At 72.2% G+C, this 18972-nt stretch carries 22 protein-coding genes; 17 read left to right on the forward strand and 5 right to left on the reverse strand.

What is annotated here, in order from left to right; genetic code table 11:
- The first annotated feature begins 22 nt into the window (after nt 1–22).
- The 3 genes from ABZW14_RS21260 to ABZW14_RS21270 all read left to right on the forward strand — a co-directional run bounded on the left by ABZW14_RS21260 (nt 23) and on the right by ABZW14_RS21270 (nt 2750).
- Entirely contained in the window at nt 23–1246 is a 1224-nt protein-coding gene (locus tag ABZW14_RS21260; RefSeq protein ID WP_355349035.1) for a histidine kinase, read from the forward strand.
- Nucleotides 1247–1248: 2 nt separating this feature from the next.
- On the forward strand, nt 1249–2004 hold the full coding sequence (locus ABZW14_RS21265) for a LytTR family DNA-binding domain-containing protein (RefSeq protein WP_355349038.1): 756 nt from the start codon (nt 1249–1251) through the stop codon (nt 2002–2004).
- Nucleotides 2005–2087: 83 nt separating this feature from the next.
- Complete coding sequence (locus tag ABZW14_RS21270; protein ID WP_355349041.1) at nt 2088–2750, forward strand: DUF5701 family protein; 663 nt, start codon at nt 2088–2090, stop codon at nt 2748–2750.
- Between the two features lie 49 nt (nt 2751–2799).
- On the opposite strand, the gene ABZW14_RS21275 is transcribed toward ABZW14_RS21270, so the two are convergent.
- Nucleotides 2800–3219 carry a sigma factor gene (locus ABZW14_RS21275; protein WP_355349044.1) on the reverse strand — a complete coding sequence of 140 codons (420 nt, stop codon included), beginning with the start codon at nt 3217–3219 and terminating at the stop codon, nt 2800–2802.
- Between the two features lie 169 nt (nt 3220–3388).
- On the opposite strand from ABZW14_RS21275, the gene ABZW14_RS21280 reads away from it, so the two are divergent.
- Both ABZW14_RS21280 and ABZW14_RS21285 read left to right on the forward strand, forming a co-directional pair.
- Complete coding sequence (locus ABZW14_RS21280; protein WP_355349047.1) at nt 3389–3835, forward strand: hypothetical protein; 447 nt, start codon at nt 3389–3391, stop codon at nt 3833–3835.
- On the forward strand, nt 3835–5475 hold the full coding sequence (locus tag ABZW14_RS21285) for a cation acetate symporter (protein WP_355349050.1): 1641 nt from the start codon (nt 3835–3837) through the stop codon (nt 5473–5475). Before ABZW14_RS21280 ends, ABZW14_RS21285 begins: the two co-directional genes overlap by 1 nt.
- Before the next feature lie 34 nt (nt 5476–5509).
- On the opposite strand, the gene ABZW14_RS21290 is transcribed toward ABZW14_RS21285, so the two are convergent.
- Complete coding sequence (locus ABZW14_RS21290; protein ID WP_355349053.1) at nt 5510–5968, reverse strand: pyridoxamine 5'-phosphate oxidase family protein; 459 nt, start codon at nt 5966–5968, stop codon at nt 5510–5512.
- Nucleotides 5969–6099: 131 nt separating this feature from the next.
- Between ABZW14_RS21290 and ABZW14_RS21295 the strand changes: the two genes are divergently transcribed.
- The 3 genes from ABZW14_RS21295 to ABZW14_RS21305 are packed head-to-tail and all read left to right on the forward strand — an operon-like array spanning nt 6100 to nt 9034.
- Nucleotides 6100–6864 (forward strand): ABC transporter ATP-binding protein, encoded by a 765-nt coding sequence (locus ABZW14_RS21295; protein ID WP_355349056.1) that lies wholly within the window; start codon nt 6100–6102, stop codon nt 6862–6864.
- On the forward strand, nt 6849–8546 hold the full coding sequence (locus ABZW14_RS21300) for an ABC transporter permease (protein WP_355349059.1): 1698 nt from the start codon (nt 6849–6851) through the stop codon (nt 8544–8546). Before ABZW14_RS21295 ends, ABZW14_RS21300 begins: the two co-directional genes overlap by 16 nt.
- On the forward strand, nt 8546–9034 hold the full coding sequence (locus ABZW14_RS21305) for an SRPBCC family protein (RefSeq protein ID WP_355349062.1): 489 nt from the start codon (nt 8546–8548) through the stop codon (nt 9032–9034). The genes ABZW14_RS21300 and ABZW14_RS21305 overlap by 1 nt, the downstream gene beginning before the upstream one ends.
- Before the next feature lie 5 nt (nt 9035–9039).
- On the opposite strand, the gene ABZW14_RS21310 is transcribed toward ABZW14_RS21305, so the two are convergent.
- Genes ABZW14_RS21310 through ABZW14_RS21320 form a run of 3 tightly spaced genes read right to left on the reverse strand, consistent with a single transcriptional unit; the run spans nt 9040 to nt 10089 of the window.
- Nucleotides 9040–9297 (reverse strand): hypothetical protein, encoded by a 258-nt coding sequence (locus tag ABZW14_RS21310; RefSeq protein ID WP_355349065.1) that lies wholly within the window; start codon nt 9295–9297, stop codon nt 9040–9042.
- A gap of 19 nt (nt 9298–9316) precedes the next feature.
- On the reverse strand, nt 9317–9511 hold the full coding sequence (locus tag ABZW14_RS21315; protein WP_355349068.1) for a DUF397 domain-containing protein: 195 nt from the start codon (nt 9509–9511) through the stop codon (nt 9317–9319).
- Nucleotides 9508–10089, reverse strand: a complete 582-nt coding sequence (locus tag ABZW14_RS21320) for a DUF5753 domain-containing protein (protein WP_355349071.1) — start codon at nt 10087–10089, stop codon at nt 9508–9510. The genes ABZW14_RS21315 and ABZW14_RS21320 overlap by 4 nt, the downstream gene beginning before the upstream one ends.
- Between ABZW14_RS21320 and ABZW14_RS21325 the strand changes: the two genes are divergently transcribed.
- From ABZW14_RS21325 to ABZW14_RS21365, 9 genes are all read left to right on the forward strand, one after another.
- A complete protein-coding gene (locus tag ABZW14_RS21325; protein WP_355349074.1) occupies nt 10045–10662 on the forward strand; it encodes a flavin reductase family protein in 618 nt (205 codons plus the stop codon). The two genes, ABZW14_RS21320 and ABZW14_RS21325, sit on opposite strands and share 45 nt — an antisense overlap.
- Nucleotides 10663–10821: 159 nt before the next feature.
- Nucleotides 10822–11190, forward strand: a complete 369-nt coding sequence (locus tag ABZW14_RS21330) for a DUF485 domain-containing protein (protein WP_355349077.1) — start codon at nt 10822–10824, stop codon at nt 11188–11190.
- Nucleotides 11168–12841, forward strand: a complete 1674-nt coding sequence (locus tag ABZW14_RS21335) for a cation acetate symporter (RefSeq protein ID WP_355349080.1) — start codon at nt 11168–11170, stop codon at nt 12839–12841. The genes ABZW14_RS21330 and ABZW14_RS21335 overlap by 23 nt, the downstream gene beginning before the upstream one ends.
- A gap of 71 nt (nt 12842–12912) precedes the next feature.
- Nucleotides 12913–13893, forward strand: a complete 981-nt coding sequence (locus ABZW14_RS21340) for a UDP-glucuronic acid decarboxylase family protein (RefSeq protein WP_355349083.1) — start codon at nt 12913–12915, stop codon at nt 13891–13893.
- Between the two features lie 74 nt (nt 13894–13967).
- Nucleotides 13968–15206: an LCP family protein gene (locus tag ABZW14_RS21345; protein ID WP_355349086.1), complete on the forward strand. Its 1239-nt coding sequence runs from the start codon at nt 13968–13970 to the stop codon at nt 15204–15206.
- A gap of 209 nt (nt 15207–15415) precedes the next feature.
- On the forward strand, nt 15416–16627 hold the full coding sequence (locus ABZW14_RS21350; RefSeq protein ID WP_355349089.1) for an LCP family protein: 1212 nt from the start codon (nt 15416–15418) through the stop codon (nt 16625–16627).
- Nucleotides 16628–16835: 208 nt separating this feature from the next.
- Nucleotides 16836–17753 carry an LCP family protein gene (locus ABZW14_RS21355; RefSeq protein ID WP_355349092.1) on the forward strand — a complete coding sequence of 306 codons (918 nt, stop codon included), beginning with the start codon at nt 16836–16838 and terminating at the stop codon, nt 17751–17753.
- Between the two features lie 28 nt (nt 17754–17781).
- Nucleotides 17782–18117 carry a rhodanese-like domain-containing protein gene (locus ABZW14_RS21360; RefSeq protein ID WP_355349095.1) on the forward strand — a complete coding sequence of 112 codons (336 nt, stop codon included), beginning with the start codon at nt 17782–17784 and terminating at the stop codon, nt 18115–18117.
- Between the two features lie 14 nt (nt 18118–18131).
- Nucleotides 18132–18923, forward strand: a complete 792-nt coding sequence (locus tag ABZW14_RS21365) for a glycerophosphodiester phosphodiesterase family protein (RefSeq protein WP_355349098.1) — start codon at nt 18132–18134, stop codon at nt 18921–18923.
- The last annotated feature ends 49 nt before the right edge of the window (nt 18924–18972 follow it).

Below are 18972 nucleotides of genomic sequence, written 5' to 3' on the forward strand. Positions count from 1 at the left end.
GCCACCGGTCAGGATCTGTGTCGTGGGTGGCAACGTCTCCGCCGTGTTCGGCGTCGTCTCGCTGGTCACCGCGCTGGCCGCGGCGCTGTGGGCGGTGCTGCGGCTGCGCGCCCGCCGGGGCATCGCCACGGCCACCCAGCGGGCCACCTACGAGGTGCTGCACACCGCCGGGCTCGCCGCCGAGCCGCTGCGGGGCGGCCTGAGCGCGGCGGGGGCGGCGAAGGCCGTACGCCATCTGCGGGCCCTCGTGGGCGCGGCCGGGCTGGCCCTCACGGACCGGGAGGTCCTGCTCGCCCTCGACGGTCAGGGCGCGCATCACGGCGACCAGTTGCTCGCGGCGGCCCGGAAGGCGGTCGGCGTCGGGCGCTCGACCGTGCTGCGCGAGTCGGAGCTGCACTGCGACCTGGTGGACTGCCCGGTCCGGGGCGCGGTGGTGGCGCCGCTGAGCGCCGACGGCCGGGTGGTCGGGGCGCTGGTGGCAGTGGCCGACGAGCAGCCGGCCCCGGGCCTCGTGCAGGCGACCCTGGAGACCGCGCACTGGGCCGGCGACCAGCTCGCCCTGGCCGAGCTGGACTCCTCCCGGGAGCGCCTGGCCCGGGCCGAGGTACGTGCGCTGCGCGCCCAGATCAGCCCGCACTTCATCTACAACGCGCTGACCGCGATCGGCTCGTTCGTCCGGACCGACCCGGAGCGGGCCCGCGAGCTGATCCTGGAGTTCGCCGAGTTCACCCGCTACTCGTTCCGGGCGCACGGTGAGTTCACCACGCTCGCCGAGGAGCTGCGCTCGATCGACCGCTACCTGACGATCGAGCGGGCCCGCTTCGGCGAGCGGCTCCAGGTGCGCCTCCAGATCGCCCCGGAGGTGCTGCCGGTGACCCTGCCGTTCCTCTGCCTCCAGCCGTTGGTGGAGAACGCGGTCCGCCACGGGTTGTCCCGCAAGCCGGGCACCGGCATGGTGAGCATCGAGGCCCGGGACGCGGGCGCCGAGTGCCACATCACGGTGGAGGACGACGGGGTGGGGATGGATCCGACGACGCTGACCGCCGGCATCGCCGAGCTGGCCGGCGCCGGCAGCGACCCGGCCGACGACCCGGGCCAGCACGTCGGCCTCTCGAACGTCGACGAGCGGCTCCGGTCGGCCTTCGGGGACCGGTTCGGCCTGGTCGTCGAGACGGGCCTGGGCTCGGGTACGAAGGTCAGCATGCGGGTGCCGAAGTTCCATCCCGGCGTACGGGCGACCTCATGAACGTGACCGGGTTTCTCCGCGTGCTGGCGGTCGACGACGAGCCGCCGGCCCTGGACGAGCTGGCGTACCACCTGCGGGCCGATCCGCGGGTGGCCCGGCTGCACACGGCCGGCGACGCGACCGAGGCGCTGCGGGTGCTGCGCGACGGTGACGTGGACGTGGTCTTCCTGGACATCCGGATGCCCGGCCTGGACGGCATGGAGCTGGCCCGGGTGCTGCGCCGGTTCGCCCGGCCGCCGGCGATCGTGTTCGTCACCGCGTACGACGACGGCGCCGTGGATGCCTTCGACCTGGGCGCCACGGACTACGTGCGCAAGCCCGTCCGTGCCGAGCGGCTGGCCGAGTCCCTGCGCCGGGTGATCGGTTCCCGGGTGGTCCCCTCGCACCCGGCGGCCCTGGCCCGGGCCGAGGAGGACCCCACCATCCCCATCGAGCTGGCCGGGACCACCCGGATGCTGCCCCGCTCGGCGGTGCGCTGGGTCGAGGCGCAGGGCGACTACGCCCGGCTGCACACGGCGGACGGCTCCCACCTGGTCCGGGTCTCGCTGGCCACCCTGGCCGAGCGCTGGGCCGACGCGGGGTTCGTCCGGGTCCACCGGTCCTACCTGGTGCAGCTCAAGCTGATCGCCGAGCTGCGGCTGGTTAACTCCGGCTACGTGGTGGTGATCGACGGGGCCGAGCTGCCGGTGAGCCGCCGGCACACCCGCGAGCTGAAGGACAAGCTGGTCCGCGCGGCCAAGCAGGACTGGAACCGCTGACCCGAGAAATTCTTCTGCCGCTCGGGAATACGCCGCCCGTTGTCGTACGCTGTACGGGACGCCGTACGACAGATGGAGGCCGCATGCCCGACAGCCGTTACGACGCCGCGACCGAATTCGACCGTCAACTCGACCGCCTCGTCCAACTCGGCTACCCGGCCCTGGCCGGGCTGACCGAGGACGCCTTCCGTGGCCTGCTCGCGCCGCTGCGCGGTGCGGCCGTCACCGGGGCGGCCGACCTGGCCGAGCCCACCGACGGGCGGGTGCCCTTCCTGCTGGTGACCACCCGAGAGCTGGTGCCCGTCCAGGAGCGGATCGCGCTCACCACGCTCGCCGGAAAGCGGAAGCCCGGCATCCTCGACCGGAACTTCCCGGCCGACGATCTGCCGACGTTCGACCCGATCAAGGAGCTGGAGGTGCCGGCCGGGCCCGCGTACCTGCTCTTCGACGTGGATCGGGGTGAGGAGTACCGGAACCTGCCGCCGTCGACCGCACTGGCGGAGATGACCGCCCGGGACCGGCTGCCGATCACCATCGACGAGGGCCTGGCCTTCGTCACGCTGCACCCGCCGGCGCTGGCCGGCAACCGGTGCTTCTCGCTGGTCGGCTCCCGCTGCGGAGACAAGCGGGTGCCGGCGCTCTGGATCAGCCAGGGCGCCCCGAAGCTCGGCTGGTGCTGGTTCGGCAACCCGCACACCTGGCTCGGTTCGGCGACGGCCCACCCCGTGCGGGTGGGCCTGGAATGAGATCCGGCGTCGGCGCGGCCCTGTGGGTGGGTGCCGCGCCGACGCCAGTTCAGTGCGGCAGCCCGAAGCGCTTCCAGGTCGTGCCGTCGGCGGTGACGATCACGTGATCCGGACCGGCATCGGAGGGATCGTCGCGGTCGTACAGCCAGGCCAGACCCGGGCCGGCACCGTGCAGGGCCAACGCCTGCCGCTGCCCCTCAGGCAGCCCTCGCAGCGCCGCGAGCAGGGCCAGGTGCTCGGGTGACCGGTCGGCCACCACGGGCGGTGGCCCGAGCCGGCGGATCATGGTGTCGAACAGCCGCCGACGCCGGTGCCGGCTGCGGGCGACGTTCACCGCCACCCGGCGCAGCCACGCCTCCGGGTTCTCCAGGCTGACGAAACGCCGTGGCGCGGCCAGCGCCCGGGTGAACGCCTCCTGGAGGTCGTCGACCGTCCAGGCGCCGCCGCCGAAACGAGCTGGATTGGTCACCGTCACACCTCCTCTCTACCGGCTCGCCCTGACACCCCCCTCGGTCGTCCACAACGAGGCGGCCGTCATCCACCGAGTTGTCCACAGGTGTGAGGCGTTATCCACAAGTTGTGCACAGGGCCGTCCCCGTGCCCTTGACATTCCCGCTGATCAGGCGAGACTGCCGGGGATGACCGGAGCGGAGGAGCAGGAAGTCCCGGGGCGGCCCGACCAGGCGCCTCCGGTCCCCGCCCCGCGCGCCCCGCAGCCGCCCCGGCGGACCCGCGTCGTGCTGGCCGAGGTGACCCGGCCGCGCAGCCGCGCCGACCGCACCCGCTCGGAGCTGACCCAGCAGACCCGGGTCGGCGAGACGCTGGTGCAGGGCCTGATGCGCGCCCAGCTCTCGCTGGCCCTGCGGCTGAGCCTGCTCGTGCTGGTCGGGCTGGGCGGGCTGCCCTGGCTCTTCGCCATCGCGCCCTCGGTCGGCCGGGTCACCGTGCTGGGCGTCAACCTGCCCTGGCTGCTGCTCGGGGTGGCCGCCTTCCCGTTCCTCATCGGCGTCGGCTGGGCGTACGTGCGGCTGGCGGAACGCAACGAGCAGGACTTCACCGACCTGGTCCAGCGGCCGGAGCGCTGATGGGCAACGGCTACGTGGTTCCCGCGATCGTGGCGGTCACCCTGGTCACCGTCGGGATCGGCTTCTACGGCCTGCGGCTGGCCCGGACCACCTCCGACTTCCTGGTCGCCTCCCGGGCCGTCAGCCCGACCTGGAACGCCGCCGCGATCGGCGGGGAATACCTGTCGGCCGCGAGCTTCCTCGGCGTGGCCGGGCTGATCCTCAAGTACGGCGTCGACGTGCTCTGGTACCCGGTCGGCTTCGCCGCCGGCTACCTGGCGCTGCTGCTCTTCGTGGCCGCCCCGCTGCGCCGTTCCGGGGCGTTCACGCTGCCCGACTTCTGCGAGGTACGGCTCGGCTCGCGGCGCCTGCGGAAGCTGGCCACCGTCTTCGTGATCTTCATCGGCTGGCTCTACCTGGTGCCGCAGCTCCAGGGCGCCGGGCTGACCCTGGCCACGGTGGCCGGCTCGCCCTATCCGGTGGGTGCGCTGCTCGTGGCCGTGGTGGTGACCGCGAACGTGGCGCTGGGCGGGATGCGGGCGATCACCTTCGTGCAGGCTTTTCAATACTGGCTGAAGCTGACCGCGCTCGCCGTACCCGCGATCTTCCTGGCGTTGCAGTGGCAGGCCGACGCCCGCCCGGCGGTGACCCCGCCCGACGGGCCGGCGTTCCGGACCGCGACCACCGTGGTGGTCGAGCACCGCGCCACGCTCACCCTGCCCGACGGTGACGTCCGGGAGGTACGCCCCGGCGACCGCCTCGACTTCGCGGCCGGCGACCCGGTGCCCGAGGTCTCCGGCGCGGCCACCGACGTCGGCGACTGGCTGCTGCCGGACACGGCCGGCGACGACGACCGGGGCCTGTTCGGCACGTACTCGCTGATCCTGGCCACCTTCCTCGGCACCATGGGCCTGCCGCACGTGCTGGTGCGCTTCTACACAAACCCCGACGGCGCGGCCGCCCGGCGCACCACCCTGGTGGTGCTGGCCCTCGTCGGCGTCTTCTACCTGCTGCCCACGATCTACGGCGTGCTGGGCCGCATCTACACGCCACAGTTACTGGTCACCGGCCAGACCGACGCCGTGGTGGTGCTGCTGCCCGGCGCGGCCCTGGGCGACGGCACCACCGGGCGGCTGCTCGCCGCGCTGGTCGCCGCGGGGGCGTTCGCGGCCTTCCTCTCCACGTCGTCCGGCCTGCTCACCAGCGTGGCCGGGGTGATCTCCACGGACGTCCTCGGCCGCGGCTCGGTGCGCGGCTTCCGGCTGGCCACGGTGATCGCCGGCGGGGTGCCGGCGGTGCTCGCGCTGAACGTCTCCGGGCTGGACGTCTCCCAGGTCGTCGGGCTGGCCTTCGCGGTGGCCGCGTCGAGCTTCTGCCCGCTGCTGGTGCTCGGCATCTGGTGGCGCGGCCTGACCGACCTGGGCGCCGCCGCCGGGGTGCTGGTCGGCGGCGGCGCCGCGATCGGCGCGGTGCTGCTCACCGTGCTCGGCCCGCCGCTGTCCGGCTGGCCGGCCACGCTCACCACCCAGCCGGCCGCGTGGACGGTGCCGCTGGCGTTCACCGTGATGGTGGCCGTGTCGATGGCCACCCGGCGGCGGCTGCCCGGGGACGTCGGCGTCACGATGCTCCGCCTGCACACCCCGGAGACGCTGCGCCTCTAGGTCGTCGGCGGTCGCCGGACGGCGGCGCCGCCCCTCACTCGGCGATCTGCTGACCGTCCCGCATGAGATCCCGCCCGGCCAGCTCGTTCTCCTCCCGCCAGGCCTGCACCAGGTGCGGTCGCACCCGGAAGTACCGGTAGCGGTCCCCGAGCCGGCGCGGGTCGAAGCCCGTCTTCGCCGCGAACGCGTCACCGACCCCGTCGGGCAGCTCGTCGGCGCGCATCGTCTCCACGGTGCCTTCCATGAGGACCACGTCCCGCGTCGGGCCGACGCCGAGACGGACCCGACCGGTCGCCCGCAGGTTGCGGCCAGTCGGGCTCTCGGTGGGGGTGGACAGCAGCAGCGTCTCCCCGTCCCAGAGGAAGCTGAGCGGCACCAGGTAGGGGGTGCCGTCGGCCGGGTCGGCCGTGGCCACCCAGACGTCCACGTCCCGGTCCAGGCGGTCCAGGGTGTCCTTCCAGCGCTGGGCACGGGAACGGGGCGGTGCGACCATCGGTGGCCTCCTCCTCAGGGCGGTTGCCGGTACGGCGGGCTGGTGGGTACCGAACCGTACCGCTCAGGTAGGACCGGAAGATCCTCCTCCGGCGGGAGTGATCGCTGGTTACGGCGGGCTACCGTCGGGCCATGACCGATCAGCACCCGGCGCTGTCCCTCCGTGGCCTGGCCAAGCGGTTCGACGCCAAGGTCGCGGTCGCCGGCGTCGACCTCGACGTGCCGACCGGCTCGTTCTACGGGCTGCTGGGCCCGAACGGGGCCGGCAAGACCACGACCCTGTCCATGGCCGTCGGCCTGCTGCGGCCCGACGCCGGCCAGGCCCGGGTGCTCGGGCACGACGTCTGGGCCGATCCGGTACGCGCCAAGGGGCTGCTCGGCGTGATGCCCGACGGCGTACGCCTCTTCGACCGGCTCAGCGGGGCCGAGTTGCTGGCCTACCACGGGCTGCTGCGCGGCATGGACCCGGCGGTGGTCGACCAGCGCGCGGCGGAACTGCTCGACGTGCTCGCGCTCGGCGACGCCGGCCGCACCCTGGTCGTCGACTACTCGGCCGGGATGAAGAAGAAGATCGGCCTGGCCTGCGCGCTGCTGCACGGTCCCCGGCTGCTGGTGCTGGACGAGCCGTTCGAGGCGGTCGACCCGGTCTCCGCGGCCCTGATCCGCGACATCCTGCACCGCTACGTCGTGGGCGGCGGCACGGTGATCTTCTCCAGTCACGTCATGGAGGTCGTCGAGCGGCTCTGCTCGCACGTGGCGATCCTGGCCGACGGCCGGATCAAGCGGGTCGGCACGCTCGCCGAGGTCCGGGGGGAGCGGTCGCTGGAGGAGGTCTTCGTCGAGGTGGTCGGCGGGCGGACCGCGACCGGCGAGGAGCTGTCGTGGCTGTCCCGGTGACCGCCGCCGAGCGGCCGGACCGGGCCGTCTCGCCCCGGCACTTCGTCCGGCTCAAGCTGCGGGTGCTGCGCAACAACTTCCGCGGTCAGGCCTGGCGGATCGCCCTGTTCGTGGTGGGCGCGCTGTTCGGGCTCTGGTTCGCCGTCGGCGGCTTCTTCCTGTTCGCCGCGCCCGGCCTGGCCGGCGAGTCCCGCTACGCGCTGCTGACGGCCGCCTTCGGCGGCGGGCTGCTGACCCTCGGCTGGCTGCTTTTTCCGCTGGTCTTCTTCGGCGTGGACGAGACCCTCGACCCGGCCCGGTTCGCCCTGCTCCCGCTCTCCCGCCCCGCCCTGGTCACCGGTCTCTTCGCGGCCGCCCTGGTCAGCGTCCCGGTGCTGGCGACGCTGGTCACGGTAGCCGGGCTGGTGGTCACCGCCGGCATGCTGGGCGGCTGGGCCGCCGCCCTGGTCGCGGCGCTCGGGGTGCTCCTCGGGCTGCTGCTCTGTGTGGCCGCCGCCCGGGCGATGACCAGCGCCTTCGCCACCATGCTCCGCTCCCGCCGGGTACGCGACCTGGCCGCCGTGCTGCTCGCGGTGCTCGCCGCGCTGCTCGGCCCGTTGCAGCTGTTCGTGATCGCCGCGGTCCAGCAGGCGGACTGGGACCGGCTGACCGGGGTGGCCCGGGTGGTGGGCTGGACCCCGTTCGGGGCGCCCTGGACGGCCGGTGTCGACGTGGCCGAGGGCCGGGCCTGGGCCGCCGTGCTGAAGCTGCTGATCGCCGTGGCGGCCATCGGCGCACTCCTGCTGTGGTGGTCACGGTCGCTGGAGTCGGCGATGGTCGGCACGGCGAGCGCCGGGCCGTCGCGAGAGCGGCGCGGCACGGTAGCCGGCGGGGCGGTCGGGCAGCTCTTCCCCCGGGCCGTCGGCTGGGCCCGGCGGGACCGGTTCGGCGCGCTGGTCGCCCGGGAGTGCCGCTACTGGTGGCGGGACGCCCGGCGGCGGGCCAACCTGATCACCGTGGCGGTGGTCGGCATCTTCGTGCCGGTGATGGTCAACCTGGGCGGCTCCCGGGTCGCCACCGAGGGCGGGGCCGCGTTCGGCGAGGCCACGGCCAACTCGTCCCCCGTGCTGGTCAGCCTCTCGATGCTCTTCGTCGGGGTGCTCGCCTCGGTGACGCTGGCCAACCAGTTCGGTTTCGACGGCAGCGCGTACGCGGCCAACGTGGTGGCGGGCGTGCCCGGCCGGGTGGAGCTGCGGGCCCGGATGGTCGCGTTCTCGCTCTACGTGGTGCCGATCCTCGGCGCGGTCGCCGTGGTGCTGGCCGTCGTGCTCGGGCGGCCCGGCTGGCTCGGCGTGATGGCCGGCGGGCTGCTGGCCGCGTACGGGTGCGGGCTCGCGATCAACGCGACCGTCTCGGTGCTCGGCGGCTACGCGCTGCCGGAGACGAGCAACCCGTTCGCCATGAACACCGGCGCCGGGATCGCCAAGAGCCTGCTCACCCTGCTGTCCATGGTGACCTCGGCAGCGGCCGCCGTGCCGCTGGTGGTGGCCGCCGCGCTGCTCGGCGACGTCTGGCTCTGGCTGGCCCTGCCGGTCGGCCTGGCCTACGGGCTGGGCGCCGCGCTGCTCGGCGCGTACCTGGCCGGGGACGCGCTGGACCGCCGCCAGCCGGAGCTGCTGACCGCTGTCACCCCGAGGCGCTGATGCCGGTCGTCGAGGCGGTGACCACCGTCCCGGTCCCCCCGGAGCTGGCCTTCGCGGTGTCGCAGACCGTCGCGCCGGTCCGCTACCGCTGGGATCCCTTCGTCCGGGAGCAGCACTTCGTCGACGGCGCCACCCGGCCCGGCAAGGGTGTGCGCACCTTCACCCGGTCCCGGCACGGCCTCGTCATGGTCAGCGAGTACGTCTCCTGGGCGCCGCCCACGAACGTGGGCATGAAGATGGTCCGCGGGCCCTGGTTCTTCGAGCGGTTCGGCGGCGGCTGGCGGTTCGCGCCGGGCCCCGAGCCGGGCACGACCGTGGCCACATGGCGGTACAACTTCCGGTGCCGGCCGGCGTTCCTGCGCCCGGTCGCCGAGCGGGTCGGGGTCTGGCTGCTGCGCCGCGACATCCGCCGCCGGATCGCCGGGTACGCCGCCGGCTGCGCCGACCCGGAGGTGCTGGCGGCCGCCCGCCGCTCCCTGGCCGCGTAGCCCGGTCAGGCCGTGCGGCGCATGGCGGCGTAGAGGTGGTGGCCGTCGCCGACGCTTGTCACGTTGACCAGCTCCCAGCCGTAGTGGGACAGGTGCTCGACGGCCTCCATGAGCGGCCGGAACCCGCTGCGCCCCCACGAGTGCTTGGCGGTGACCACGAGGTGCCGGTGCGGGTAGGCGCGCAGGTCGACCTGTCCGCCGAGGATGGCGTCGGCGCTGACGACGCGGTCCTGGGCGAGCTGCTGCGGCGAGACGAGGGACATGCCCGGCAGCGTAGGCCGCTCAGTCGAGATCGGCCCGGCGGAGACTCGTGACCAGGGCGCGCCAGGCGTCCGGGGTGAAGGCGAGCGCCGGCCCGGACGGATCCTTGCTGTCCCGCACCAGCACCACCGCGGGCAGGTTGCCCGCCACCTCGACACAGTTGCCCTCGTTGGCCGACCGGGTCGACTTGCGCCAGCGGGGCGCGACACTCGTCATGGCGTCACCTTCAGCTTGTTGATCAGATCGAGAGAGGCCCTTTCGCTGAGCGCCTCACCAAGCAGACGCTCCCATTTGCGCTGCACCAAGCCTATCCACTCCGGGTAGTCGGCGATCTGACCGCGAGCGGCGTTGTCGAGACAGAGCAGGCGGTCGCTTCCGGGAAGCTCAGCGAGCACGAAGCCACCGCCCATCGAGACGTGTGCGCCGACATCGAGCGGCAGGACATGCAACCGCACCTGGGGCAGCTCGGCCACTTCGACCAACCGGCCGAGCTGCCGGTCCATGCCTGCCGGCCCCCCGACGGGCCTGCGCAGAGCGCTCTCGTCGATGACGAACACGCACTCGGGTGGATCCTCCCGGTGGAGCAGGTGCTGCCGGCTCATGCGGAGGCTGACCAACTCCTCGATCCGATCGCTCCGGTACAGGCCACCGGCCGAGGCGACCGATCGCGCGTACTCCTCGGTTTGCAGGAGGCCGGGGACCAGACAGGGCTCGAAGTAGCCGCGCTGCTGCTCTACCTCGGTCGCCTGATGGCGGAGGCCTCCGAACAACTTCCCGGTGCCCGCAACCTGCACGACCGCTTCCTCGGATGGGCGCGGGGGTGGGGCGGCACAATGTTTCACGTGAATCATGAGCCGGGCGCCGAGATCCACCACACCGACCCGTTCGCCGTGCCGAGCGGGCAGCGCTCCCCGGTCCGCCGGCTGCGGGGTCGGCTGGCCGCCCCGGTGACGCTCTGGACCGCGCCCGGCCCGGCCGGGCTGACCGTCTCGTCCACCCTGGTGGCCGAGGGGGAGCCGGACCGGCTGCTCGGGCTCGTCGACCCGGAGTCGGACCTGTGGGCGGCGGTCGACGAGGCCGGGCGGTTCGCGGTCGCGCCGCTCGGCCCCCAGCACCGGCAGCTCGCCGACCGGTTCGCCGGCCTCTTCCCGTCGCCGGGCGGCCTCTTCGCCCTCGACTCCTGGACCGAGACCCCCTACGGTCCGGTGCCCGCCGATGCCGGCGGGTGGGCGGGATGCCGGCTCGACACCGCCCGGGAGTACGGCTGGGGCCTGCTGGTCGAGGCCACCGTCGAGACGGTCGACCTGGCCGAGGAGACCGCGCCGCTGCTGCACTACCGCGGCCGCTACCGGGGGCTGACCGACTGACCACCGACCGCTGAGCGGAGTGACCTGGGTCACTCGGCGCAGCCGGACCGCCGTTCGGCGCAGCCGTCGACCACGGCCGATCCGAGCCTTCCCCGGCGGGGAGCGCGCTCTCTACCGTGCGCGAAACTCCCCCACGCCTGCGAAGGTGGTGATCCACAGATGTCCACGGACACACCCGCGTCCGCACCCGCCGAGTCGGCGGCGGAACGGTACCTCGCCGTCCAGCGGTCGGACGAGTTCGCCGGGTTGCGGCGCGCGCTGCGCGGCTTCGTCTTCCCGATGACCGTCGCGTTCTTCCTGTGGTACGCGCTCTACGTCATCCTCTCCGCGTACGCGCGGGGCTTCATGGGGACGAAGCTGGTCGGCAACATCAACGTCGCCCTGGTCTTCGGCCTGCTCCAGTTCGTCTCCACGTTCGTCATCGCCTGGCTCTACTCGCGGTTCGCCGACCGGAGGATCGACCCGGTCGCCGACCGGATCCGCAACGAGATCGGGGAGGTGACCCATGAGCACGGTCCTCGCGGCTGAGGCGGGCGACACCACCGCCCGGAACCTGACCATCACGCTCTTCCTGGTCTTCGTGGCGATCACGCTGGCCATCACGGTCTGGGCCAGCCGGCAGACCAAGACCGCCACCGACTTCTACGCCGGCGGCCGGTCCTTCTCCGGTTTCCAGAACGGCATGGCCATCGGCGGCGACTACATGTCTGCGGCGTCCTTCCTGGGCATCGCCGGCCTCATCGCCCTGTACGGCTACGACGGCTTCCTCTACTCGATCGGCTTCCTGGTCGCCTGGCTGGTGGCGCTGCTGCTCGTCGCCGAGCTGCTGCGCAACTCCGGCCGCTACACGATGGCCGACGTGCTGGCGTTCCGGATGCGCCAGCGCCCGGTCCGGACCGCGGCCGCGGTCTCCACCATCACGGTGTCGATCTTCTACCTGCTGGCCCAGATGGTCGGCGCGGGCGCGCTGGTCGCCCTGCTGCTCGGCATCAAGCCGGGCACGACCTTCCTGGGCATGGACGCGGACACCGCGAAGGTGGCCACGATCATCCTGGTCGGCGCCCTGATGATCATCTATGTCACGGTCGGCGGGATGAAGGGCACCACGTACGTCCAGATCGTCAAGGCGTTCCTGCTGATGACCGGCGCGATCGTCATGACCCTGCTGGTGCTGGCCCACTACAAGTTCAACCTGTCCTCGCTGCTGGGTGACGCCGCACAGCAGTCCGGCAAGGGTGCGTCCTTCCTCGAACCGGGGTTGCGCTACGGCGTGGAGACACCGGGCGACGCGCTGAAGACCTTCTACAGCAAGATGGACCTGCTCTCGCTGGGCATCGCGCTGGTGCTCGGCACCGCCGGCCTGCCGCACATCCTGATCCGCTTCTACACCGTGCCGACCGCCAGGGCGGCCCGGAAGAGCGTGCTCTGGGCGATCGGCATCATCGGCACCTTCTACCTGCTCACCCTCGCCCTCGGCTTCGGCGCGGCAGCGCTGGTCGGCGGCAAGGCGATCACCGCGCAGGACAAGGCCGGCAACACCGCCGCGCCACAGCTGGCCGAGGCGCTGGGCATCAAGTTCCTCGGCGGCGATCTCGGCGGCGCGACGCTGCTGGCGATCATCGCGGCGGTCGCCTTCGCCACGATCCTGGCGGTCGTCGCCGGGCTGACCCTGGCCTCCTCGTCCAGCCTGGCGCACGACTTCTACGCCAACGTGATGAAGAACGGCCAGGCGTCCGAGCGGCAGGAGGTGAACGTCGCCCGGATCTCCGCCCTGGTGATCGGCGCGATCTCCATCGTGCTGTCGATCTTCGCGCAGAGCCTGAACGTGGCGTTCCTGGTGGCGCTGGCCTTCGCGGTCGCCGCTTCGGGCAACCTGCCGGCGATCCTCTACAGCCTGTTCTGGAAGCGGTTCAACACCTCGGGCGCGGTCTGGGCGATCTACGGCGGCCTGCTCGCCGCCGTGGTGCTGGTCTTCTTCTCCCCGGTGGTCTCCGGGGCGCCGACGGCCATGTTCCCCGACCACGACTGGCACTGGTTCCCGCTGTCGAACCCGGGCATCATCTCGATCCCGATCGGCTTCCTCTGCGGCTGGATCGGCACGCTGGTGTCGAAGGAGCACGACGAGGAGAAGTACGCCGAGCTGGAGGTGCGCTCGCTCACCGGCGCGGGCGCGCACTGACACACCCCCCCACCCGCGTGGGCCGGAGCCGTCGGCGGCTCCGGCCCACCGGCTTGAGTAGGCTGGCCGGCATGAAGGTCGCTCCCCGCTTCGGCTCCGGACATCGCATCCTCGTCACCGGCGGCGCCGGGTTCGTCCCGTCGCACCTGGTCGACCGGCTCATCGAACGCGGCTGCACGGTCGTGGTGCTGGACAACTTCGTCACCGGCTCCAAGGACAACATCGCGCACCTCCTCGACAAGCCGACCTTCACGCTGATCGAGGCGGACATCTCCGAGGGGCTGCCCACGGAGCATCCGGCCATGGCCGAGCGGTTCGACGCGATCCTGCACATGGCCTCCCCGGCCAGTCCCACCGATTTCGAGAAGCTGCCGGTGGAGATCCTGCGGGTCGGCTCGGTGGGCACCCTGCACCTGCTGGAGCGGGCCACCGCCGACGGCGCCCGGTTCCTGATGGCCTCCACCTCCGAGGCGTACGGGGACCCGAAGGAGCACCCGCAGCGCGAGACGTACTGGGGCAACGTCAACCCGATCGGCATCCGCAGCGTCTACGACGAGGCCAAGCGGTTCTCGGAGGCGGCCACCATGGGCTACCACCGCAGCCGGGGCACCGACACCGCGATCGTCCGGATCTTCAACACGTACGGTCCGCGGATGCGGCCGGACGACGGCCGGGCCATCCCGACCTTCGTCTCGCAGGCGCTGCGCGGCGAGCCGATCACCGTGCACGGCACCGGCAACCAGACCCGGTCGATCTGCTACGTCGACGACCTGGTGCGCGGCATCCTGCTGCTGCTCGACTCGACCGAGACCGGCCCGATCAACTGCGGCACCGAGCACGAGATGTCGATGCGGCAACTGGCCGAGACGATCGTGTCGCTCACCGGAAGCAGCTCCGAGGTGAGCTACATCACCCGCGCCGCCGACGATCCGGAGATGCGGCGCCCCGATCTCACGCTCGCTCGCGAGCTGCTGGGATACGAGCCGACCGTGACGCCCGAAGACGGCCTCCGACGCACGATCGAGTACTTCCGCGGCCGGCTAGGGTACTGACTTCCGCTGGGAGGAGGCTGACACCCGGCTGCGCCTCAGGGCGGCGGTGGCTCGACCGACCTACCCTCGGTTACATGTCAGCGACCTCGTCTGCCGGCGTCCCGCTCCCCCGGCCCCTGAGTCGGAGCGCCGGCCGCGCCCAGGTCCCCGGCTCCGGCCGGGGCACCACCGGGCGTGCCCGCGCGACCGACGCCCGCTGGTACCCCTCATCCCCCGACGAGCCACGCTCGGGCGGTCCCGGAGGTCCGGGCGGACCGGACGGGCCGGGCGGCGGGTCCGGCGGCGGGTCCGGCCGGCGCGGCCCGCGACCGCGCTGGGGACGAATCGGCCTGGTGGCCGGCGTCGCCGTGCTGGTGCTGGCGCTGCTCGGCGGCGCGGGCGCCTGGCTCTACGCCCGTAACCTCAACGGGGACCTGGCCCGGACCGACCCCTTCTCCCAGATCACCGGGGGACGGCCCGCCAAGCAGGTCGACGGCGCGTTGAACATCCTGCTGGTCGGCAGCGACTCGCGGGACCCGGACGCCGAGGTGGACGCCGCCGGCAAGTGGCGGGCGGACACGCTGATCGTCATGCACATCCCGGCCGACCACAAGCAGGCCTACCTGGTCTCCATCCCGCGTGACCTCTACGTGCCGATCCCGGAGAACGCCGGGACGTCCTGCGACTCGGGCTCCCGCAACAAGATCAACGCGGCCTTCGCGTTCGGCGGCCTGCCCCTCGCCGTGAAGACGGTGGAGTGCTTCAGCGACGTCCGGATCGACCACGTCATGGCGATCGACTTCGCCGGCTTCAAGGAGGTCACCGACGCCCTCGGCGGGGTGGACCTCAAGGTGGAGCGGACCATCACCTCCATCCACAAGCCGTACCGGACGTTCACCAAGGGCGTGAACCACATGAACGGCGCCGAGGCCCTGGACTGGGTCCGCCAGCGCAAGCAGTTCCCCGACGGCGACTTCGCCCGAATGCGCCACCAGCAGGAGTTCCTCAAGGCGCTGATGGACAAGGCGGCCAGCACGGGGACATTGACCAACCCCAAGAAGCTCAACGATTTCCTCAAGGCGGTCACCGCCGCCGTCACGGTCGACCAGGGATTCTCGTTGACCGACATGGCACTGCAGTTCCGGAGCCTGCGCGGGGAGAACCTGACCTTCGTCACCAGCCCGAACCTGGGTGGCCAGACGATCGACGGCCAGTCGGTGGTGGTCTCCGACCGGGAGAAGGCGTTGGCCATGTACAAGGCCATCTCGGCGGACAGGATGGCCGACTGGGTGAAGGCCAACCAGAAGACCGACAGCGACGGGAGCGGCGGCTGACGCCGGTCCCGGCGCGGCAACGCATCCGGTCGGCGGTCAAGGCACGTCCCACGGCGGGCCAACCGCCGACCGGATCTTTTCAATTGACCGTTCGGACACAACCCTGAGCCATTGGCCGAGATTGACGGGAATAGCCCTCGCACGAGGTCGCGAGAACGGGAACAGATACGTACAGTGGTCCCGCCCCCGATCACCGAGCTGGAGCACGCATGCCGGTCCAGACCAGCCGTCGCCCTCAGTCACTGGAGCCCGGATCACCCGGGCGGGTCCCCCCGATCATCCCGACGCAGCCCGGCCACGGTGGCCGCGGGCCCGGCGGCGGCAAGAAGAAGGCCAAGCGCAAGGACCCGCTCTGGGCCAAGCTCACGGTGATCTTCGGTGCCGTCCTGATGATGACCAGCGGTGTCGCGATCGTCGGCAGCAAGGCGGTCATCGGTCAGGCGACCAGCAGCATCGACCAGGGCAACCTGCTCGGCGAGGCGGGCAAGACCGACGCCGAGGGCGGCAACAGCCTCGAAGGCCCCATCGACATGCTGCTGCTCGGCGTGGACGCCCGGCAGCGCTGGGCCGCCGACGACGTCCGGTCGGACACGATCATCATCCTGCACATCCCGGCCACCCACGACCAGGCCTACCTGATCTCCATCCCGCGGGACACCGAGGCGCAGATCCCGAGCTTCGAGAAGAGCGGCTACCGGGGCGGCACCGACAAGATCAACGCGGCGTTCTTCCACGGAGCTCAGAACGGCGGCGGCTGGGAGGGCGGCGCCCAGCTGATGGCCAAGACGATCAAGTCGATGACCGGGATCAGCTTCGACGGCGCCGCGATCATCAACTTCGGCGGCTTCAAGAACGTGATCGACGCCCTCGGCACCGTGCGGATCTGCGTGAGCCACGAGGTGCCGTCGCACCACATGTCGATGGTCGACGGCAAGCCCATGTGGAACGCCGACGCGAAGAAGACCGGCAAGCCTTACAAGCCGGTGTTGCACAAGAAGGGCTGCAAGGAGATGGAGGGCTGGGAGGCGCTCGACTACGCTCGCCAGCGCTACGGCCTGCCGAACAGCGACTACGACCGCCAGCAGAACCAGCAGCAACTGATCAAGGCGATGGCCAAGAAGGCCACCGACAAGGGCATGCTGACCAACCCGATCAAGCTGAACGCGCTGATCAAGGCGGCCGGCAAGGCGTTCATCCTCGACACCGGCGGCGTGCCGATCGCGGACTTCATCTTCACGCTTAAGGGCGTCAGCGGGAACGATCTGGTCACTCTCCGGACCAACGGCGGCACCTACAGCACCGCGGGCAACGGCCGGGAGAAGTTCAACGAGACGACCATGGAGATGTTCCAGGCGGTGAAGAAGGACAAGCTGGCGGACTTCGTGGTCTCGAACCCGACCGTCCTGTCCACCCGCAAATGACCTGGTGACCGGCCGGTAGCCGCAGCGAAAGCGGCACCGTCCGGAGCTTCCCCCCGTAGCCTGACGTGAGCGGGTCTCATGTCGCGGCTACGGGGGGAATGTCACGTCCAGGCCAGCACGGAGCGCACGCGGGCGGGGTCGACCCGCCCGCTGGTCCCGGTTCCTGCTCGGCGCCGGTCTCGCCCTGCTCCTGCTCGCCACCCTCGGCATGGCCGGCCTGCACTGGCTCACCAACCGGTACGACCGCACGGTCGCCAAGGAGCAACTGCTCGACGCGTCGGCCCGGGAGTCGCGTACCGACCTGTCCGGTCCACTGAACTACCTGCTGATCGGCTCCGACCACCGGCCCGGCGCGAATCCCGAGGACCAGCGCTCGGACAGCATCCTGATCGTGCACGTGCCGGCCGGGCTGCGGCAGGCGTACCTGATCTCCGTCCCGCGGGATCTCCTGGTCGCCATCCCGGCGGCGCCCGGCTTCGGCGGCGGCCAGGACAAGGTCAACGCGGCGTACGAGCACGGCGGTGGCGGCGAGGCCGGGGCCCGGCTCCTGAGCGCCACCCTGACCCGCCTCACCGGCATCCGCTTCGACGGCGCCGCGTTGATCGACTTCTCCGGCTTCAAGCAGGTCATCGATCTGCTCGGCGGCATCCGGATGTGTGTGGACACCCCAGTCCGGTCGATCCACACGAAGACCCGGTTCGACGCCGGCTGTCAGCAGATGGACGGCGCCCGGACGCTGGACTACGTGCGGCAGCGTTACGGCCTGCCCGACGGCGACTACGACCGGCAACGACACCAGCAGCAGATGCTCCGGGCGGTGCTCGACCGGGCCGGCGAGACCCACCTGCGCAACGACCCGGTGAACCTGGACCGCGTGCTCCGGGCGGTCGGCGGCGCGCTGACCCTGGACAGCAACGGCGTGGCCCTGGAGGACCTGCTCTTCGCGCTCCGCGGGCTGCCCGCGGACGCCCTGCACGGCGTCCAGGTGCCCTCCTACCCACAGACCATCGACCAGGTCTCCTACGTCGTGCTGGACAACGGCGGCGGCGGGCTGTTCGACGCGGTGCGGGGAACCCGGATGCCGGAGTGGGCCCAGGCGAATCCCCGCTGGGTCACCCGGCTCTGACCCGAGCGGCAGTCTAGGCTTGGTAGCCGTGTTCGGACCCCAGGTTCCCAGCGTGCCCGCGTCGGCCGTGCCCGACGACATCTACCTGCTCGACGTCCGGGAGGACGACGAGTGGACCGCCGGTCACGCGCCGGCCGCCCACCACCTGCCGATGACCGAGCTGCCCGCCCGGATCGCCGAGGTGCCGGACGACCGCGAGGTGGCCGTGATCTGCCGCTCGGGCGGGCGGTCCGCGCAGGTGGTCGCCTACCTGATGCGCAACGGCTGGGACCAGGTGCGCAACGTCGAGGGCGGAATGGGCGAGTGGGCCTCCGCCGGCCGCCCGGTGGTCACCGACGACGGGCAGCCGGGCCGGGTCGCCTGAGGCGCGGCGCGGCCATGACCACCCCCCTGGTCTTCGCGCACCGCGGCGCGTCGCACGACCTGCCGGAGCACACGCTCGCCGCCTACCTGCGCGCTCTCGACGAGGGCGCGGACGGGCTGGAGTGCGACGTCCGGCTCACCCGGGACGGGCACCTGGTCTGCGTGCACGACCGCCGGCTGGACCGCACCAGCAACGGTCACGGGCTGGTCAGCGCGCGCACCCTCGCCGAGCTGGAGGCGCTCGACTTCGGCTCGTGGCACCCCGGCGGGGTCGCGGTCGAGGGGGACGAACCGCTCGACGAGTCACACACCCGGCTGCTCACGCTGGAACGGCTGCTCGACGCGGTGCTGGCCGCCGGGCGGCCGGTCCGGCTGCTGATCGAGACCAAGCACCCCTCCCGCTACGGCCGGGACGTCGAGCGCCGCCTGGTCACCGTGCTGCGCCGGTACGGGCTGGCCGAGCCCGGGCCGGACGACCCGGTCCAGGTCACCGTGATGTCGTTCTCCCCGCTGGCCGTACGCCGGATCCGTGACCTCGCTCCGGCGCTGCCAACGGTGCTGCTGCTGGAGGTGCTGCCGCGCTGGCTGCGGCTGGGCCGGCTGCCGTTCGGCACCCGGATCGCCGGGCCGGGGATCGGCCTGGTCCGGGCCCGCCCGCAGCTCGTTCCCGCGCTGCGGGCCGCGGGCAACCAGGTCTTCGTCTGGACGGTGAACGAGCCGGCGGACCTGGAGCTGGTGCTGGCCGCCGGGGTAGACGGCGTGATCACCGACCGCCCCGCGCGGACGTTGGCCCGGTTGGGCCGGTGAGGGCGGCCGGTCCGACCGGTGGGCGGTCGCCCGGCCGGGGGTGTCCCCG

The organism is Micromonospora sp. NPDC004551, from assembly GCF_040609975.1.
Classification (GTDB): domain Bacteria; phylum Actinomycetota; class Actinomycetes; order Mycobacteriales; family Micromonosporaceae; genus Micromonospora.

Excerpts from the sequence above, each read along its gene's own strand:
- ABZW14_RS21270 (WP_355349041.1), top strand. The coding sequence starts at position 2,088 with ATGCCCGACAGCCGTTACGACGCCGCGACCGAATTCGACCGTCAACTC.
- ABZW14_RS21280 (WP_355349047.1), top strand. The coding sequence starts at position 3,389 with ATGACCGGAGCGGAGGAGCAGGAAGTCCCGGGGCGGCCCGACCAGGCG.
- ABZW14_RS21285 (WP_355349050.1), top strand. The coding sequence starts at position 3,835 with ATGGGCAACGGCTACGTGGTTCCCGCGATCGTGGCGGTCACCCTGGTC.
- ABZW14_RS21290 (WP_355349053.1), bottom strand. The coding sequence starts at position 5,968 with ATGGTCGCACCGCCCCGTTCCCGTGCCCAGCGCTGGAAGGACACCCTG.
- ABZW14_RS21295 (WP_355349056.1), top strand. The coding sequence starts at position 6,100 with ATGACCGATCAGCACCCGGCGCTGTCCCTCCGTGGCCTGGCCAAGCGG.
- ABZW14_RS21305 (WP_355349062.1), top strand. The coding sequence starts at position 8,546 with ATGCCGGTCGTCGAGGCGGTGACCACCGTCCCGGTCCCCCCGGAGCTG.
- ABZW14_RS21310 (WP_355349065.1), bottom strand. The coding sequence starts at position 9,297 with ATGTCCCTCGTCTCGCCGCAGCAGCTCGCCCAGGACCGCGTCGTCAGC.
- ABZW14_RS21315 (WP_355349068.1), bottom strand. The coding sequence starts at position 9,511 with ATGACGAGTGTCGCGCCCCGCTGGCGCAAGTCGACCCGGTCGGCCAAC.
- ABZW14_RS21325 (WP_355349074.1), top strand. The coding sequence starts at position 10,045 with ATGGCGGAGGCCTCCGAACAACTTCCCGGTGCCCGCAACCTGCACGAC.
- ABZW14_RS21330 (WP_355349077.1), top strand. The coding sequence starts at position 10,822 with ATGTCCACGGACACACCCGCGTCCGCACCCGCCGAGTCGGCGGCGGAA.
- ABZW14_RS21335 (WP_355349080.1), top strand. The coding sequence starts at position 11,168 with ATGAGCACGGTCCTCGCGGCTGAGGCGGGCGACACCACCGCCCGGAAC.
- ABZW14_RS21340 (WP_355349083.1), top strand. The coding sequence starts at position 12,913 with ATGAAGGTCGCTCCCCGCTTCGGCTCCGGACATCGCATCCTCGTCACC.
- ABZW14_RS21345 (WP_355349086.1), top strand. The coding sequence starts at position 13,968 with ATGTCAGCGACCTCGTCTGCCGGCGTCCCGCTCCCCCGGCCCCTGAGT.
- ABZW14_RS21350 (WP_355349089.1), top strand. The coding sequence starts at position 15,416 with ATGCCGGTCCAGACCAGCCGTCGCCCTCAGTCACTGGAGCCCGGATCA.
- ABZW14_RS21355 (WP_355349092.1), top strand. The coding sequence starts at position 16,836 with ATGGCCGGCCTGCACTGGCTCACCAACCGGTACGACCGCACGGTCGCC.
- ABZW14_RS21365 (WP_355349098.1), top strand. The coding sequence starts at position 18,132 with ATGACCACCCCCCTGGTCTTCGCGCACCGCGGCGCGTCGCACGACCTG.